Source organism: Streptomyces sp. NPDC058469, from assembly GCF_042721125.1.
Lineage (GTDB): Bacteria > Actinomycetota > Actinomycetes > Streptomycetales > Streptomycetaceae > Streptomyces.
This window is the reverse complement of record NZ_JBHXME010000010.1, coordinates 21,697-39,385: the sequence shown is the minus strand read 5'-3', so window position 1 is coordinate 39,385 and position 17,689 is coordinate 21,697. Positions and strand designations below refer to the sequence as shown.

The 17,689-nt window shown below is 69.9% G+C and carries 12 protein-coding genes and 1 pseudogene; 5 read left to right on the top strand and 8 right to left on the bottom strand.

Going from position 1 to position 17,689, the window contains the following annotated elements:
- Window positions 1-15: 15 nt before the first annotated feature.
- From ACFWP5_RS08150 to ACFWP5_RS08140, 3 genes are read left to right on the top strand one after another with little or no spacing between them, the layout of a single operon-like run.
- A complete protein-coding gene (locus ACFWP5_RS08150; RefSeq protein ID WP_384152071.1) occupies window positions 16-1,815 on the top strand; it encodes an alpha-galactosidase D in 1,800 nt (599 codons plus the stop codon).
- Window positions 1,816-1,837: 22 nt separating this feature from the next.
- Window positions 1,838-4,204: a glycoside hydrolase N-terminal domain-containing protein gene (locus ACFWP5_RS08145; RefSeq protein WP_384152068.1), complete on the top strand. Its 2,367-nt coding sequence runs from the start codon at window positions 1,838-1,840 to the stop codon at window positions 4,202-4,204.
- Window positions 4,201-5,427, top strand: a complete 1,227-nt coding sequence (locus ACFWP5_RS08140) for an SGNH/GDSL hydrolase family protein (RefSeq protein WP_384152065.1) — start codon at window positions 4,201-4,203, stop codon at window positions 5,425-5,427. The genes ACFWP5_RS08145 and ACFWP5_RS08140 overlap by 4 nt, the downstream gene beginning before the upstream one ends.
- A 3-nt stretch (window positions 5,428-5,430) precedes the next feature.
- On the opposite strand, the gene ACFWP5_RS08135 is transcribed toward ACFWP5_RS08140, so the two are convergent.
- From ACFWP5_RS08135 to ACFWP5_RS08120, 4 genes are all read right to left on the bottom strand, one after another.
- Window positions 5,431-8,394, bottom strand: coding sequence for an AAA family ATPase (locus ACFWP5_RS08135; protein WP_384152062.1), 2,964 nt, complete (start codon window positions 8,392-8,394; stop codon window positions 5,431-5,433).
- 75 nt (window positions 8,395-8,469) lie between these two features.
- On the bottom strand, window positions 8,470-8,820 hold the full coding sequence (locus ACFWP5_RS08130) for a UBP-type zinc finger domain-containing protein (protein ID WP_384152059.1): 351 nt from the start codon (window positions 8,818-8,820) through the stop codon (window positions 8,470-8,472).
- Window positions 8,817-10,274, bottom strand: coding sequence for an ATP-binding protein (locus tag ACFWP5_RS08125; RefSeq protein WP_384152056.1), 1,458 nt, complete (start codon window positions 10,272-10,274; stop codon window positions 8,817-8,819). Before ACFWP5_RS08125 ends, ACFWP5_RS08130 begins: the two co-directional genes overlap by 4 nt.
- Window positions 10,271-11,944, bottom strand: a complete 1,674-nt coding sequence (locus ACFWP5_RS08120) for an FAD-dependent oxidoreductase (protein WP_384152053.1) — start codon at window positions 11,942-11,944, stop codon at window positions 10,271-10,273. Before ACFWP5_RS08120 ends, ACFWP5_RS08125 begins: the two co-directional genes overlap by 4 nt.
- A gap of 65 nt (window positions 11,945-12,009) precedes the next feature.
- Between ACFWP5_RS08120 and ACFWP5_RS08115 the strand changes: the two genes are divergently transcribed.
- A complete protein-coding gene (locus tag ACFWP5_RS08115; protein WP_384152050.1) occupies window positions 12,010-12,489 on the top strand; it encodes a recombinase family protein in 480 nt (159 codons plus the stop codon).
- Window positions 12,490-13,082: 593 nt separating this feature from the next.
- Here the strand turns inward: ACFWP5_RS08115 and ACFWP5_RS08110 are convergent.
- Window positions 13,083-13,493: pseudogene (locus ACFWP5_RS08110) on the bottom strand (radical SAM protein); the annotation flags it as partial.
- A 93-nt stretch (window positions 13,494-13,586) separates the two neighbouring features.
- On the opposite strand from ACFWP5_RS08110, the gene ACFWP5_RS08105 reads away from it, so the two are divergent.
- On the top strand, window positions 13,587-14,045 hold the full coding sequence (locus ACFWP5_RS08105) for an integrase core domain-containing protein (protein ID WP_384152047.1): 459 nt from the start codon (window positions 13,587-13,589) through the stop codon (window positions 14,043-14,045).
- Between the two features lie 136 nt (window positions 14,046-14,181).
- On the opposite strand, the gene ACFWP5_RS08100 is transcribed toward ACFWP5_RS08105, so the two are convergent.
- From ACFWP5_RS08100 to ACFWP5_RS08090, 3 genes are all read right to left on the bottom strand, one after another.
- Window positions 14,182-15,432: an ATP-binding protein gene (locus ACFWP5_RS08100; protein WP_384152044.1), complete on the bottom strand. Its 1,251-nt coding sequence runs from the start codon at window positions 15,430-15,432 to the stop codon at window positions 14,182-14,184.
- 309 nt (window positions 15,433-15,741) lie between these two features.
- Window positions 15,742-17,160: a methylaspartate mutase gene (locus tag ACFWP5_RS08095; RefSeq protein ID WP_384152041.1), complete on the bottom strand. Its 1,419-nt coding sequence runs from the start codon at window positions 17,158-17,160 to the stop codon at window positions 15,742-15,744.
- Window positions 17,160-17,657, bottom strand: a complete 498-nt coding sequence (locus tag ACFWP5_RS08090; protein WP_384152039.1) for a cobalamin B12-binding domain-containing protein — start codon at window positions 17,655-17,657, stop codon at window positions 17,160-17,162. Before ACFWP5_RS08090 ends, ACFWP5_RS08095 begins: the two co-directional genes overlap by 1 nt.
- Window positions 17,658-17,689: the final 32 nt, after the last annotated feature.

The following is a 17,689-nucleotide window of genomic DNA, read 5'->3' as shown; positions in this document are numbered from 1 at the left end:
ACGAGGAGCCCGACGATGTACTCCCTCACGCCTGTCCGCGCAGTGAGAGCCATGGTGGTCCTGGCCCTCACCGCCGGCTTCGCCACCTACCTCCCCGCCGCACAGGCGGCCACGCCCACGGCGGACCCGGCCTCGGCCGTCGCCGCCAAGCCCTATATGGGCTGGTCGAGTTGGAGCATGCAGTCGTCCAAGTACCCCGGCCTCAACCCGGACGGCGACTACAGCTACCTGACCGAGGCGAACGTCAACAAGCAGACCGACGCACTCGCGAGCAAGCTGAAGAAGTACGGGTACGACTACGTCAACATCGACGCCGGCTGGTGGCGCGCCAACGACTGGACGCCCGAGTACGACCAGTACGGCCGCCAGAAGGCCGATCCGAAACGTTTCCCCAGCGGCATGAAGGCCGTCGCCGACCGCATCCACTCCAAGGGCCTCAAGGCCGGCATCTACCTGCCGGCGGGCCTGGAGAAGGAGGCCTACAACGGCGGCAAGACGCCCATCTGGAATGCCGACGGCTGCACCACCGCCGACATCGTCTACAGCGACCTGCGCACCACCAACGGCTGGGACAGCTCCTACAAACTCGACTTCTCCCGGCCCTGCACCCAGAAGTACATCGACTCCCAGGCCCAGTTGATCGCCGACTGGGGCTACGACTACCTCAAGCTCGACGGTGTCGGTCCGGGTTCCGGAAAGAGCGGTGACCAATACGACAACGTTGCCGATGTGGCCGCCTGGAACAAGGCCATCACCGCCGTCGGACGCCCGATCCACCTGGAACTGTCCTGGTCCCTGGACTACGGGCACGCCGCCGACTGGAAGAAGTACTCCAACGGCTGGCGCATCGACACCGACGTCGAGTGCTACTGCAACACCCTTGTCAGCTGGGAGAATTCGGTCGACGACCGCTGGGACGACACCCCCGCGTGGACCGGCCAGGCAGGCCCCGGCGGCTGGAACGACCTCGACTCCCTCGACGTCGGCAGCGGCGCGATGGACGGCCTGACCAAGGCGGAGCGCCAGAGCTACGCGACCCTCTGGGCGGTCGCCAAGTCCCCGCTCTTCACCGGCGACGACCTCACCCGCCTCGACGACTACGGCCTCTCGCTGCTCACCAACCGCGAGGTCATCGGCGTGGACCAGAGCGACGCGCCGCCCGCGCGCCCGGTCACCCCGTCCGACGCCCAGCAGGTGTGGGCGGCGAAGAACCCCAACGGCACCTACACCGTCGCCCTGTTCAACCTCGCCGACGCCCCCGCCGCCGTCTCCGCGAACTGGACGACCCTCGGCTTCACCGGCAAGGCCGCCGTCCGTGACCTCTGGAACCACGAGGACCTCGGCACCTACACCAACAAGGTGACCCAGGCCCTGCCCGCCCACGGCTCGCGCCTCTTCACCGTCACCCCGCACGGCAGCGCCGTCACCTCGACCGCCTACGAGGCCGAGGCGTCCACCAACACCCTCTCCGGCAACGCCTCCGTCGCCGACTGCTCGGCCTGCTCCGACGGTAAGAAGGTCGGCAACCTCTACGTCGGCGGCAAGCTCACCATCAACAACGTCGTCGCCGCCAAGGCCGGCACCTACCAGGTGAAGATCGCCTACGTCAGCGGCGACTCCCGCTCGGCGAGCATCTCCGCGAACGGCAACGGCGCCACCAGTCACAAGTTCCCGTCCACCGGCGACTGGGGGACCGTCGGGACGGTCAGCGTGCCGGTGACCCTCAAGGCGGGCGCCAACACGATCACCTTCGACAGCGGTTCGGGCTACGCACCGGACATCGACCGGATCGACGTGCCCAACTCCTCCTCCTGAGCCGACCTTTTCGGAGACCGCCATGTCCAGTGCACTGTCCGACCTGCCCAGACGCAATCTGCTCGCCCTCGCCGCGGCCACCGGCGCCCTCGTCGGCCTGCCCGCCTTCACCGCCTCGGCCGCACCGCAGCGCCCCACCAACACCTCGTACAGCAGCGGCACTTCACTCAACACCCTGTGGTGGCAGGCCCCGGCCGACGACAACTCGATGATCGAACAGGGCCTCCCCGTCGGCAACGGCCGGCTCGGCGCCCTCGCGAGCAACGACCCCGGCCACGAAGTCCTCCTCATCACCGACGCCACCATGTGGACCGGCGGCCTCAACGACACCCTCGACTCGGACGGCCAATTCCCCTACGGCCGCGACGACTTCGGCTCCCTCACCCTGCTCGCCCGGCTCACCGTCGACATCCCCGACCACGACCTGGGCGCGGTCTCCGGCTACCGCCGCACCCTCGACCTGGAACAGGGCCTGGCGACCACCTCGTACGTCCGCTCCGGAGTGACGTACAAGCGGCAGGTGTTCGCCAGCCGCCCCGACGACGTGATCGTCCTGCACTTCACCCAGAGCGGCGGCGGACGCTACACCGGCACCGTCGACCTGGCGGGCACGCACGGTGAAGGGACCGGTGACGCCCGCTCGTTCGGCGGCACCCTCGCCAACGGCCTGCGCTACGGCGCCGCCGTCACGGCGTACGGCACCGGCGGCAGCGTCACGGTGAACGGCTCGAGCGTCGCCTTCTCCGGCTGCAAGGACGTCACCGTCGTGGTGAGCGGCGGCACCAACTACGCGCCCAACGCCGCCGCGCACTACCGCGACCCGTCCCTGGACCCGCAGAAGCTGGCCCGCACCAAGGTCGCCGCCGCGGCCCGGCACACGGCGGACACCCTGCTGCACACCCATGTCGCCGACCACAGCGCGTTGTTCGGGCAGCTGGACGTCTCGCTCGGTACCTCGTCCGCCGACCAGCGTGCCCTGGACACCTGGGAGCGCATTCAGGCCCGCGCCCGGGACGGCGTCCCCGACCCCGAACTCGAAGCCGCCTACCTCCAGTTCGGCCGGTATCTGATGATCGCCGGCTCCCGGGGGAGTCTGCCGATGGGCCTCCAGGGGAACTGGCTCGACGGCAACGACCCCGACTGGATGGGCGACTACCACACCGACATCAACATCCAGATGAACTACTGGATGGCCGACCGCGCCGGACTGTCCCAGTGCTTCGACGCGTTCACCGACTACTGCGTCGCCCAGCTCCCGGACTGGACCGACCTCACGCGCAGGCTCTTCAACGACTCGCGCAACCGCTACCGCAACTCCAGCGGAAAGAACGCCGGTTGGACCATCGCCATCTCCACCAACCCGTACGGCGGCGGAGGTTGGTGGTGGCACCCGGCCGGTAGCGCCTGGCTGAGCAACACCCTCTGGGAGCACTACGAGTACACGGGCTCGCGCGCCCATCTCGCCAAGATCTACCCGCTGCTGAAGGGCGCCGTCGAGTTCTGGGAGGCGCGGCTGCTCACCACCACGCTGCCCGGCACCTCGAAGGAGGTGCTCATCGCCGACAGCGACTGGTCGCCCGAACAGGGCCCGCTCGACGCGAAGGGCATCACCTACGCCCAGGAACTGGTGTGGGCGCTGTTCGGCAACTACTGCGTAGCGGCAGCCGAGTTGAAGAAGGACACCGGCTACGCCGGTACGATCGCGGGCCTTCGCAAGAAGCTGTACCTCCCGGTGGTCAGCCCCAAGACGGGCTGGCTGGAGGAGTGGATGTCGCCCGACAACCTCGGCGAGACCACCCACCGGCACCTGTCCCCGCTCATCGGCCTCTTCCCCGGTGACCGCATCCGCCCCGACGGCTCCACCCCGAAGGACATCGTCGACGGCGCCACCGCCCTGCTCACGGCCCGCGGCATGGACAGCTTCGGCTGGGCCAACGCCTGGCGCAGCCTGTGCTGGTCCCGGCTGAAGAACGCCGACAAGGCCTACCAACTGGTCGTCAACAACCTCCGCCCGTCCACCGACGGCAGCAACGGCACCGCCTCCAACCTCTTCGACATCTACCAGGTCGAAGTGGGCCGCGGCATCTTCCAGATCGAGGCCAACTTCGGCACCCCCGCCGCGATGATCGAGATGCTGCTCTACTCCCGCCCGGGCCACCTGGAACTCCTCCCCGCCCTCCCCGACGCCTGGGCCGAGTCCGGCTCCGTCACGGGTGTCGGTGCCCGCGGCGGCTTCGTCGTCGACCTGCACTGGCGGAACGGGAAACCGACCGAGGTGAAGATCCGCAGCATCAGCGGCCGGACCACGACGGTCGTCCACGGCTCCACCTCCCGGACGGTGCGCCTGGCGCCGGGTGCGTCCGTCACGCTGCGGGACTTCGCCCGGTGACGGCCGGACCGGCACGACTGCGCCGTACGGCCGCACTCCTCCTGCTCGCCGCCGCCTTCCAGGCCGGACCCGCACACGCACAACCGCAAGCACAGACACAGGTGAAGGCCTTGAACGACCCGAAACCCGTCATCACCTGGGGATCGAGCGCCGACCACCTGGGCGACGGCGTCGCCGACCGCGGTTACCGGCTGATCGTGCACACCAGCGTGGCCGGCAGCGATCTGCGGATCCGGCTCTCCAACGCCTTCGGCGACCGGCCGGTGACCTTCGACAACGTCTGGGCCGGTGTGCAACAAGCGGGCGCCGCGCTCGTGCCCGGCTCCAATCGGCGGCTCACCTTCGGCGGTGAGCGGTCGGTCACGATCCCCGCGGGCGCGGTCGCCTACAGCGACCCGCTCTCCGGCAAGTTGCCCGCCGCCACCAACCTGGTGGTCAGCATCCACACCCCGGACGCGGCGGGCCCGGCCACCGGCCACGGCATGGCGATGCAGACGTCGTACGCCACCCAGGGCGACCACACCGGCGAGGAGGGCGCCACCGCCTGGACAAACAGCATCGGCTCCTGGTACTACCTCGACGCCGTCTCCGTACGGCCGAGCGCGGGCACCGGCGCCGTGGTGACGCTCGGCGACTCCATCACGGACGGCTGGGCGTCCACGTCGGACCTCAACCGGCGCTGGCCCGACTATCTCGCGCGACGGCTCCAGCGCTCCGACACGGCTGTCAAGGGAGTGGCCAACGAAGGGATCTCCGGCAACAAGGTCCTCGCCGACGGCGCCGGACAGAGCGCCCTCAACCGGCTGCAGCGCGACGTCCTGTCGCATCCAGGCGTCCGCACGGTGTTCCTCTTCGAAGGCGTCAACGACATCAAGGCCCACACCGGCGTCACCGCCCAGGACATGATCGCCGGCTACCGCGAGATCATCGACCGGGCGCACGCGGCCGGGAAGTGCGTCGTCGGCGCCACCGTCGGACCGTTCAAGGGCTGGTCCGAATGGGACCCGGCGGCCGAGGCGCTACGCCAGGAGGTCAACCAATTCATCCGGGACAGCGGGGAGTTCGACGCCGTCACCGACTTCGACCACATCCTCCGCAGCCCCTACGACCAGGAGAGGATCCTCCCCTTCTTCGACGGCGGTGACCATCTGCACCCCAATGACAAGGGGATGGCGGCCATGGCCGACGCCGTCGACCTCAAGAGCCTCGACTGCGCGAAGTGAACCTCAGCCGGACGCCGTCGCCTCCGGGGTGATCAGCCCCTGGCGGTAGGCGATCGCCACCGCCTCCGTACGGCTCGCGGCGCCCAGCTTCGCGAGGATGTTGGAGACGTGGACGCTCGCCGTCTTGCCGGTGATGAACAGCTCCTCGCCGATCTGGCGGTTGCTGCGGCCCAGCGCGAGCAGCCGCAGCACGTCCCGCTCGCGGGCCGTCAGCGGCGAGGGGCGGTCCCCGGTGTCCGGCGCCGGGTCGCCGAGGCGGCCGCGGCGGATCAGCGTGTCCAGCAGTGCGAGCAGGGGAGCGGCACCGAGCCGGGCGGCCGTCTCCCGTGCCGCACGGGCCTGGTCGGCCGCCTCCTCGCGGCGGTCGGCCGCCAACAGGGCCTCGGCGAAACGGAATTGGCAGCGCGCCCGTTCGTAGACATCGCCGTAGTCGAACGCGGACACCGCTTTCTCCCAGGCCGCCGCGTCCGGTCCGGTGGCCGCCCGTATCCACTCCGCCTCGGCGCGGGCCAGCCACGCCAGTCCCTCCGGACCCTGGGGCCGGTCGTCGCCACCCGCGTCGGTCACGGACCGGGCCAGCTCGACGAGTTCCGTCGCGGTGTCCGTCCAGCGGCGCACCCCCGCCTCGTCGCCGGTCAGCCGTAGCGCGGCGGTCCTGTCGGCGACCGCGGCCAGGGCGAGGGCGGAGAGCCGGACCGCGAGATCGGGACGCCGGCCGGAGTCGTCGGTGAGCGCGGCGACCGCGGTACGCAGCTGCTCCACGGCCGTCGCCGGGTCGCCCTGGAAGGCGCCGGCGTCGGTGAGCACGATGGCCGCCACCATCGCGGCCATCCAGTCGAACGGCCCGTCCAGCAGGGCACGGGCTCGCTCCAAGGCCCTCAAGTCGCCGCGCGCCAGCGCCACATACAGCGCGGGCCCCATGGTGAAGCCGCCCGCGTGCGGCAGCACCTCCGCGTCACTCTCGGCCGCCTTCACACACTCGTCCCAGCGGCCCAGCGTGTACAGCACCAGGAGCTGGAGATAGCGCATCTCCAGCGGATACGGCGACGAGAGCAACCCGGCGCGACGGGCCCGGTCCAGCCCCTCGGTGAGCCAGGGCAGCGACTCCTCCAGCTCCCCGGACTCGAAACTGCCGATGGCGAGGTGGAACAGGGCGCGCATCTCCACGGGCGCGTGCCCGGCCCGCCGGGCCAGCTCGCGTGCCTCCGCGAGCCGCTCCCGGCCCTCCCGGGTGCGCCGGCCGCCCTTTTCGAGCGTGGCCAGCGAGATCAGCAGATCGGCCCGGGCGTCGTCCAGTTGGAGTTCCTCCGCGGTGCGCAGGGCCTGGCGGGCGACCCGCAGCGCGATCTCGTCCTCGCCGACCTGACGCGCCGCCAGCACATGCGTGGCCGCCGCCCACACCCACGTCCGCGAGGGCGGTTCGGCGGGGATCATCGCCAGGGCCTCGCTGCTGTACGCGAACGCGGCCGTGAGGCTGTCGACGCCCATGAGATTGCCGGCCAGGGTGTAGCGGACCCGGGCGGCCAGCTCGGAGTCCGTGTCCTGGCCGATCCCGGCGAGCGCGGACCGGGTGAGGGAGACCGCACGGTGCGAGTCCCCGGCATGGGCCGCCGCCGCCGAGGCGCGCAGGGTGAGGGTCACACTGCCGATGCCCTCGCCGGAGGGCCGGGCCGCCGGGTCGACCGACGTCCACAGGTCGAGGACGGTTTCCAGATGCCGTAGCTCCTCGGCGGGCGCGCCCACCCGCTGGGCGTGGTCGGCGGCCTCCAGGGAGGCGGCCAGGGCCTCGGCCAGGTCGTGGCTCTCGCGGTAGTGATGGGCGCGCTCCGCCGCGCTCTCGGCCGGGTGCCCGCGCGAGGCGAGGAGACGGGCGAACGCGCCGTGCTGCCGGGAGCGCTCACCCGGGAGCAGGTCGGCGTACACCGCCTCGCGGGCGAGGGCGTGCCGGAAGGAGTACGTGTCCCTGTGCCCGGGCACCAGGAGCTGTCGCTCGACGGCCTCGCGCAGCGCCGACTCCAGCTCGTCCTCGGGGAGTTGGACCGCGTCACGCAGCAGGTCGTACTCGACACGGCGCCCGGCGACGGCGGCGGTGCGCAGCACCTGCTGGGCGGTGTCGGAGAGTTGCTCGAAACGGATCAGCAGGACGTCGGCCAGACCGCTCGGCACACCGCCCGCCTCCAGGTCGGTCGCCGCGAGCAACTCCTCGGCGTAGAAGGCGTTTCCCTCGGCGCGCTCGACGATCCGGCGGACCGTGCCGTCCGGCACCGGACCCGTGCGCAGCGCGCGCACCAGCCGGGCGACCTCCGCGTCCCCCATGGGCCGTAGCTCCAGGCGCTCCACGGCGGGCAGCCGCACCAGCTCGGCCAGCAGCGGCCGTAGGGGATGGCGGCGGTGGAGGTCGTCCGCGCGGTACGACGCGAACACCGCGAGGCGGTGGGTGGGCGCGCCGCCCGCCGGGCGCTGGAGGATGCCGCGGCTGAGCAGGAAGCGGAGAAGGTCTCGGGAGGACTGGTCGGCCCAGTGCAGGTCCTCCAGGACCAGGAGCAGGGGCGCGATGTCGGAGAGGTCGGCGAGCAGTCCGGCGATGCCCTCGAAGAGCCGCAGCCGGCCGCCCGCGTCCCGCGCCGCGTCCGAACCGGCGCCCAGCAGCCGGTCGACCGCCGGATGCGCGGCCAGCGCGCCCGCGAACCGCTCGTCGTCGGCGAGGACCCCGAGGATCTCGGTGAACGGCAGATACGGCAGACCGACGTCACCGAGATCGACACAGTGCCCGGTGAGGACGGTCATCCCGGCGCCCGCGGCCCGCCCGGCGATCTCGTCCAGGACCCGCGTCTTGCCGACGCCCGCGTCCCCGGCGATCAGCACGGCCCCGGCCGTACCCGCGCGGGCGCGCTCCAGCACACCGGCGAGGCGGGCGAGTTCCTCGTCCCGGCCGATGAGCGGCGCTGCTGCCACGGATGACGACATGCCCCCATCCTGGCACGCGCCACCGACAACGCACCTGGCCACCGGGCGGGAGACGCCTCCCGCCCGCAGACCGGTTCAGCGCAGTGTCTCGGCCCAGTTCGTCGGAACGCGGCCCGCGGGACCCGGCACCGGCTGGTCCTTCGGGTGGCTCACCGGGGCGGTGAGTTCGGGACCGGAGTCGTACAGCTCGGAGGTGGTGAAGTTCCAGAACCAGTCCTCGCCGGGTTCGTAGCTCTGCATGAACGGGTGTCCCGTGGACTGGTAGTGGGCCGTGGCGTGCTTGGCGGGGGAGTCGTCGCAACAGCCGACGTGACCGCACTGAGCACACCGCCGGAGATGGAACCACCAGCCGTCGGCCGCGTCGCACTCCACGCAACCCGCGCCGCTCGGCGGGACGGTGGGGTCGATTCCGGTGATGTCGCTCATGCGGGCTCCTCGGGCGTCTCGTTGTCGGCGGCGGTGAGGGGGAGCAGGACCTGGAAGCGGGTGTCGCCCGGCACCGACTCCACCTGGAGGGTGCCGTGGTGCTTGTTGACGACGATCCGCCAGGAGATGTCCAGACCGAGCCCCGTGCCCTCGCCCACCGGCTTGGTGGTGAAGAACGGATCGAAGATACGGCCGCGGATCTCCTGCGGCACACCCGGCCCGGTGTCACGGAACTCCACCATCAGCTGATCGCGCACCAGCGCCGTCCGCACCGTCAACGTGCCTTCCCCGCCCGTGCTGTTGATGGCGGAGACCGCGTTGTCGATCAGGTTGGTCCACACCTGGTTGAGCTCGGCCGGGTAGGCCGGGATCTTCGGGAGCGCGCGGTCGTAGTCCTTGACGACCTTGATCCGGTCGCCGACCTTCGCGCCGAGCATCAGCAGGGTGCTGTCGAGGAGTTCGTGCACATCGGCGACCTGGTAGGGCGCGCGGTCCAGCTGCGAGTACTGCTTCGCGGCGCCGACCAGGTTCGAGATCCGGGTCGTCGAGTCCTCGATCTCCGTCATCAGCAGCTCGGTCTCGACCGTGTAGCTGAGCCAGCCGACCGCCGCCTGCAGGACGTCCTCGTCCACGGCCGCCGCGACCTGGTCCAGCCAGTCGATGTCGAGACCGGCCTGCACGAAGGTGGGCGCGATCTGCCAGGCCTGCATGATGCCGTGGTCGTCGAGCCAGTCCGTGAGCGCGTCCTCGCGGTCCGAGGCCTCCAGCGGGCTCAACGACACCGCCTTGGCGACGCGTTCGGCCGTGCGCTCCTGGATGTCGATGAGGTTCGCGAGAGCCTCCCGCGAGTACGGGCCGGAGGAGATGACGCGCAGCTTGTGCCGCATCTTCGCCACCCGCTCCCGCAGCGTCGAGGTGGCCCGGACGGCCGCGGCAGCCGGGTTGTTGAGCTCGTGCGTCAGCCCGGCCGACAACGAGCCCAGCGCCAGCAGCCGTTCACGCTGGCTGATCGCCAACTGGGTGCTCTTCGAACCGAAGAAGAGGCCCTCCAGGAGGTGCACCGCCATCGGGAACCACTCGCTCATGATGGCGGCGAACGTCTCGGCGGGCAGCACGAAGAACCGCGTAGGCTCCGTCACCCGCATCGAGTTGAGGTACACCTGCTGCACCCGGTCCCCGATGTAGGCCTGCATCGCGCCCGTGTACACGCCGCGCTGCGAGGTCCGGCTGACCTCCACGTCGTCGCCGCCGACCCGCCGCGACAGCACCACGGTGCCCTCGATCATGACGTAGAAGCAGGTCGCGGGGTCACCCTCGGTGTAGACGGGCCCGGCCTCGAACAGCTCCACCTGCCCGTCGCAGCACAGCCTGCCGAGCTGCTCCGGCGTCAGCTTCTCGAACAGGAACAGCGTGCCGATCTCCTGCGGGCTGCACGGCAGCACCTGCCCGCTCATGACTGCTCCAGGTAGCGGTGGACGAGCATCACGGCCATGGCTCCCTCTCCGACGGCGGACGCGACGCGTTTCGCGGACTCGGCGCGCGCGTCGCCCGCCACGAACACGCCGGGAATGTTGGTCTCCAGGTGATACGGCGGCCGGTCCAACTCCCAGCCGGCGGGCGGCTTTCCGTCCGCCGTGAGGTCGGGTCCGGACAGGATGAACCCGCGGTCGTCCCGCTGCACCGAGCCGTCCAGCCAGTTGGTCAGCGGGGCCGCGCCGATGAACACGAACATCCACTGCGCGTCAACGAGTTCGGTCTTCCCGCTGTCGGTGTCGCGCAGCGTGACCTGCTCCAGATGGTCGGAGCCGTGCACGGCGTCGACGACGGTGCCGGTGCGCACCGAGATGTTGGCCGCCTCGTTGATCTGCTGGATCAGGTAGTACGACATCGACGCGGCCAGCGAGGGCCCGCGCACCAGCAGGGTCACCGACTTGGCGCCCCGGGACAGGTACATCGCCGCCTGGCCCGCCGAGTTGGCGCCGCCGACGATGTACACGTCGTGCCCCTGGCAGGAGGCGGCCTCCGTCAGCGCCGAGCCGTAGTAGACCCCGCAGCCCGTCAGGTCGGGCGTGCCGGGCGCATCCAGCTGGCGGTACGACACACCGGTCGCCAGGATCACGGCGTGCGCGGCGACCGCCGAGCCGTCCGCGAAATGCACCACCCGCGCCGACCCGTTGGCCTCCAGCCCCGTGACCTCGCGCGCGGTGAGGATCTCGGCGCCGAACTTGGCGGCCTGCCGCCGCGCCCGGTCGGTGAGTTGGGCCCCGGACACACCGTCCGGGAAGCCGAGGTAGTTCTCGATCCGCGAACTCTGCCCGGCCTGCCCACCGGTCGCCGACCGCTCCACGAGCACGGTCCGCAGCCCTTCCGACGCCCCGTACACGGCCGCGCCGAGCCCGGCCGGACCACCGCCGATGACGACGAGGTCGTAGAAGTCGGCCGTCGGCGTCGTCGCCAGCCCCACCTTCGCGGCCAGCTCGGGCGCCTCCGGCTCGATGAGCACCGACCCGTCGGCGGTGATGACGAGCGGCAGCCGCTGCCCGTCCTGCCCGGCGGCGGACAGCAGCCGCAGGCCCTCCGGGGTGTCGGCCGAGTACCAGCGGTACGGCACCTGGTTGCGGGCCAGGAACTCCCGCACGTCCGAGGAACGCGCCGACCAGCGGTGCCCGACCACCTTCGTGGCGGGCACGGGCCGGTAGTCGCTGTTCCGCCAGGCCTCCAGGAGGTCGTCCAGGACCGGATAGAGCTTCTCCTCCGGCGGGTCCCAGGGCTTCAGCAGATAGTGGTCGAGGTCCACGACGTTGATCGCGTCGATCGCCGCGTCCGTGTCCGCGTACGCGGTCAGCAGCACCCGGCGCGCGCCCGGATAGACATCCAGGGCCTGCTCCAGGAACTCGATGCCGTTCATCTGCGGCATCCGGTAGTCGGCCAGGATCACCGCCACGAGATCCCCGCGCAGCTTCAACTCCCGCAACGCGTCCAGCGCTGACTCGCCGGACTCCGCGCGCACGATCCGGTACGACTCGCCGTAGCGCCGCCGCAGGTCACGGGCGACGGCACGGGAGACTCCCGGATCGTCGTCCACGGTCATGATTACACCTGCGGTGGCTTTGGAAGGGGCCATACGACGACCCTAACGGCGTACGGAGGGGCAGGCCATGGCAATAGTGGTCGCGGCGCGGGCAGCACGTGAGTACCTGCGGGTCAGCAAGGGCAAGGGCAAGGCGGCGCGATCGATCACCGACCGGCACCGCGACAACCTCACGGCCGCGGAGGAGCACGGGCCGTGGATGTGGGGGCGAGGCGTACAAGGACACGGGCAGCGCCTCCAAGTTCGCGACCAGGATCCGCGACGACTTCGAGAAGCTGCTGTCCGACCTGGAGACCGGCGCGTTCGGACGGCCGGGCGACGTGCTGGTGCTGTGCGAGGTGTCCCGGCTTGCCCGTGAGACCGGCCGGGGCGTGGCCCTGGTGGACGCGGCGGAGGCGGGCGGATACCTGATCCACGTCACCAGCCTGGAGCGCACGTTCAACCCACGGAACTACGGGGACCGGCACAGCCTGATCTCCGGGATCAGTCAGACATCTCGATCAACAGCTCGGGGGCCTCGCTCGTTGCGCTTCGTGGACCGTCACCTGATCGCTGGCCAACTCGAAGAAGCTCAGTGAACACCGGAGGGCGGCAAGGGGAGCAGTGCCCGGCGCAGGGCCGCGGTGGTCCGCCCTCCTGGCGGGAGGAATCGGCGGACGAGCCGCGGCCACAGGGCCAGAAGCACCGTGACCTCGTCGGATGCGATGGCCTTCTGGGACAGCGTGACCAGGACGTCGGCAACAGTGTTTGGCGCGCAGGCGAAGGCGTCGAGGGCCTCCTCCAGACGCTGCAAGTCACCGGTGAGGGCCTGCTCGGCCGTGATCTCGTCGTGAGCCAGCCGTCGCGCGCGGATACGAGGGGCCATGGCCCGGGGCTGCGCGGTCCACGTGCGACGGTCGTGCGTGGTGAGCGCATCGAGCAGGGCGCGAGCCGGCGCGCGGTGGACACAGTCGGTGCCGGCGAGACGGGCGAGCGTGCCGACGGCCGGTGCCGCCAGGCGAAGGTCCACTACCGGCTCGCCGCTCGTCAGCACCGCGTGCAGGGGAGATGGCAGCCGGAACGTGCGCTGGGCGCGGGCCTCGTTGGCGACATGTAGGCCAGCAGTGGCCACCATCTCCGAGAGAGCCTCCAGCACAACGGGCGCGCGCGACTTGGTGGCCCATCTGGTTTTGGGGGAGCCCGGTTCCACGGTGCGCCACAGCTCGGGGTCGGTGAAGCCGATCGAGATGGAGATGTCGACGTCGGTCACCTCGTTGGCCTGCCGCAGCAGGTCGAGGTCGCGCAGGATCAGCGTGCCCTTCGTCAGGATCGAGAAGGGGTTGGCGTGGTCGCGCAGGGCGCCGAGGATGCCCGGCATCAGCCGGTAGCGGCCCTCCGCGCGCTGGTGGCAGTCGACGTTCGTGCCCATCGCCAGGTGCTCGCCCAGCCAGCGCCGGGAGCCGAGCTGGCGGCGCAGCAGGTCCGGCGCGTTCACCTTGACCACGATCTGCGAGTCGAAGCCGAAGCCGAGGCCGGTGTCGAGGTCCAGGTAGCTGTGCGACTTGCGGGCGAAGCAGTGCACGCAGGTACCGCTTTTCCCGCGGTGTCTTCTCGTGCCCGAGGCGGGAGGCATGGGCAGGGTCGTTTCAAAGTCCTGTTCATCGAGCACACCGACCGGCGCATCAGGATCCTGGGTGTGACCGCGCACCCGACCACCTCCTGGGTCGTGCAGGCGGCGAGGAATCCCGTCATGGACCTCCAGGACGCCGGCTGCCAGGCCCGCTACCTGATCCGGGACCGGGACGGGAAGTCCCCCGAACTGTGCGACACGATCCCCGCCGACGCGGGGATCGAGGTCGTGCTCAGCGGCATCCGGATCCCCCGCATGAACTCCATCATGGAGAGATGGGTGCAGACCTGCCGCCGTGAACTGCTGGACCGCACCCTGATCTGGAACCAGCGGCATCTCCTCCACGCACTGCGGGAGTTCGAGCAGTTCTACAACGCGCACCGGCCGCACCAGGGCATCGCGAACGCCCGCCCGCTGCACCCGCTCCCCGAACCGATCACCGATCCGGACGAAATCGCCCGCCTCGACATACATCGAACCGACCGACCCGGCGGCCTCCTTCACGAGTACCAGCATGCTGCGTGACCAGGCCGGATGAGGTTTCCGGCAAGGGCAGGGCGAACCGCTTGTCCCGCAGGGGCAGTTCACCGGTCCGTGCGGCCTGCCGGCCGGACGGCATGCGATGGCGGCGTCGCGTCGGCCCGGACAGGGCCGCGTCCGATCACTGGAGAATGCCGATCACCTTACGGATGGACCCCAGCATGGAGTATCGGTACTCCGCTCCACGATAGACCTGGAGCATGGACCGATCGACGAGATCGGAGACGATGTCGAACAGCTGCGGGAAGTCGTCGGCGACGGCCTTCCGATCCGGATGGCCGAGGAGATCCTTGATCGTGAAGTCTTCGAGGAAGCCCGTCAGCCAGTGCAGAAGGCGGCGCTGCTCCTCCCCGAGCATCCCGTAGCTCCAGGTCACGCTCTCGACGAGGGTTCGCTGATGAGGAAGGCCGGCAACGCTCGGCTGGGCGACGATCTGGCGAACCGGCGCTTCGAGCAGTGTGTCGATCGATAGTGAGCGCAGCCGCAGCGCCGCCAGCTCCAGCGCGAACGGCAGGCCGTCCAGCTTGCGGCAGATCTCCGTGACCGCGGACCCGCGGTCGGTCAGGTCCAGGTCCGGGCACGCGGCCAGGGCGCGGTGGAGGAACAGCCGCTCGGCATCGACCGCGGACAGCGGTCGAACCTCCACGGTCTTGACCCCGGCCGCGGCCACGGCATGTCGAGAAGTGATCAGAATCCATACATCAGGGAACTCCGCCAGTAGCCGCTGGCACACCCGGACCGCAGGCGTCTGGAGATGCTCGATGTTGTCGATGACCACCAGTCGCCGCTTGACTTCGGAACTGTCGCCCGGCGATCCCCCGGTCAGCAAAGCCTCGCAGACCGTGTGCCAGATCGCCGTCTCGTCGTGGTCCACGGACGTCTCTCCGAGATGGACGACCGAGACGCCTCCCGTGAACTGACTTCGCAAACGGTCCGCGACGGCGAACGCCAGCTTCGTCTTGCCGACGCCCCCGGGTCCGACCAAGGTGATCCACCGGTTTCGGTGCAGACTGTCGCACATACGGGAGATGTCGTTCTTCCGGCCGACCAGCCGGTCGTGATCGTCTCCGGTAGGCGCGCCGTTCGACGTCGACACCCCGACCGACCGACCGGACAGGGCTACGGAGCTTTCCATCCCGTTCCTGTCGGTGAAATCCCGAAGCACGTACTCCGCCTCGAAAAGACCCGCCGCCTGAAAGGCCGCCACCACGAGCGACAGCGACGAGTGCCGGGGTGACTGCACCGCACCGGTCTCGATGTTCCTGACAGTCCGTACGCTCACTCCCGAGCGATCAGCGAGTTCCTCCTGGGACCAACCCGCGTCCATGCGTTGCCGGGCAAGTAATCCCCCGAGGTTACTGCCATGCCTCATCATTCAGACCTTTGGCCCCAAATCCTGAGATCGAGCACACGCCGGCTCGCGCAATCCATCCAACATCGAGAATCAGAAGTACTCACAGGCCCCCGGCATGTCGCTTCGCAAACGTGCTGATCACGAACAGGCATGCTATCCAGGCTTCCCGTCTGCACCCCAGGCGTCAACCCTCGGCGGGACCTTGCTCACCGGGCGTTAGCAAAGCTCGGCGCCCACTCGACCACCCCTTCGACACTCTCCCGTCAGGGATGACTTCATTCGGTAATCAACGACCGGATGGCGGCGAGGGCCCCGATATGACGTTGATCACATGGCGTCGTGTGGCGGGAGTGTGAATATGTCGGCACGTGTTCTAGGCGGGTAGCAGTTGGTTTGGTCTGGTGTAATCCAGTTTTGTGCCGGCGGGCGCGCACGACCGGACGGAATCGGGGGAGTCGGCTCTCGCGGCGATTCCCCGTCGTATCGGCGCCGCACATACGTGAGCGCGGTCATGAGTTCCGCCGAATGCAGGGGACGAGCACCGTTGATGTCGGCGATATCGCCGATCGGAAGTGCGCCCAGAGCGGTCCATCGCAGACGACCGTCGGAGTCGATGGCAGCGCGTGTACGTCCGGCGTTGTCAGGATGCAGGCAGAACGGAATGTCCAGGTATCCGCGACGGAATGCGGTGAGCAGCGCTCGGCCGACGTCAGGATCAAGTTCCAGCACCGCGTCCACCAAGGCCCGCGCCTCTCGCTCGACGGTGCTCTCGGCGGGCACGACGCCACCGTGGCTCGACGTGTCGCGCCGCAGGTCCTCGGCATGGGCCGCGGCGATTTCGAGTGCGTCGACGTTCTCGGCGACCGTGGGGATCCGCGATGCCTCCACAGCCGTCTTGACGATGAGCCGCGCCGACCCGGTCCGCACCGCCAGCCGGACCGCCTCACGCAGCAGCAGGCGCGCACCGGTTGCCGTCTGCGGGTAGACGCCCATGTACGCGTACACCACGATGTGCCGATCGATGTCGCCCAGGCGCTCCTCGGCGATGCGCACCAGAGCGTTGACGGCCTCGAAGTCCTGATCCGGGCTCGTCTGCTGGGCGTAGCTCAAGGAGACATCCGTGATGCCGTGCTGGCGGAAGAAGCACGCCTCCAGGACACTGAGCGCCACCAGCATGCTCGGCGGACACAGCTGGCCGAGCATGCAGCCGCCGAAGGTCTCCAGATGCGGCCTTCGACCGGTCTCGGCCAGTGCGGCAAGCTCCCGGCAGGCTGCCGACCAGGCGGTGACGGAGGCGTCGAGTGGCGTCCTGCTGTACGGCAGGCAGTAGGAGACCGGGCCGCCCTCGGTCGCGTCGAGCCCGGCGGCGATCAGTGTGGACACGATCGCACGGGGGTCGGGTGCGCCGTGGCGGATCTGGACCGGGAAATCCGGGGCCATGACACCGTGCAGGACGGACTCCGTCGTCGCCGGTCCGTGCAGCACGATCGGGTATCCGTTGAGCAGGGCACCGTTCTCCAGTGCCTTCCGTGCGGCTTCGTGCTGGCCCAGCCGCGTGTAGCTGTCGACGGTGATCGTGCCCGCTGTCGTCGCCGCCGCAGACTTCGTGGCCAGCAGCGCGGCTCGCATCTCGACCGGATCGCTGAATCCCGTTCTCGGCTGGACCACGAGCCGGCCGGCGGCGTGTGCAGCCGCGACGTACGCGCCGAACGAAGACAGGGCGGAGGGCCGGCCGGCGCGGACCATCAGACCTTCCCGGCGGCCAGCGTGCAGACGAAGGAAGTGAACTCGCTGATCACGTCCGGGTCGTCGGAGTACACCGCGTCGAACCCGGCGGACAGCAGGCGCTCGACGTCCTGTCGGTCTCGGCCGGAGGTGCTGAGTTTGCCGCCGATGACGACAGGCATCCCGACGGGCGCGCCCGGTGCCCGCAACTGCTTGATGGCTGTCAGCGCGTCCTCCGTCCCGTGACCGTTGACGGTCCCGAGGACGAGCAGGTCGGGACGGAGCCGTGAGCACTCCTCCGCGAGAACCGTCGCGGGAACGCACGGACCGAGATTGCGGACGTGATGCCCCGATTCCTCGAGCAGCAACTGGAGGAAGACCAGGTTCCAGGTGTGCGCATCGGACTCGGTCCCCGACACGACCACGTTCAGCCGCTTCTGCCCGGTCGGTGCCTGCGCGGGTCCCGGTGGTGCAGACCGTCTGGCGAGCAGTCGCGTCAGCGGCGGTTCGTTCCCCATGCAGCCCGATGATGCCCGTGCCGGATTGGGTG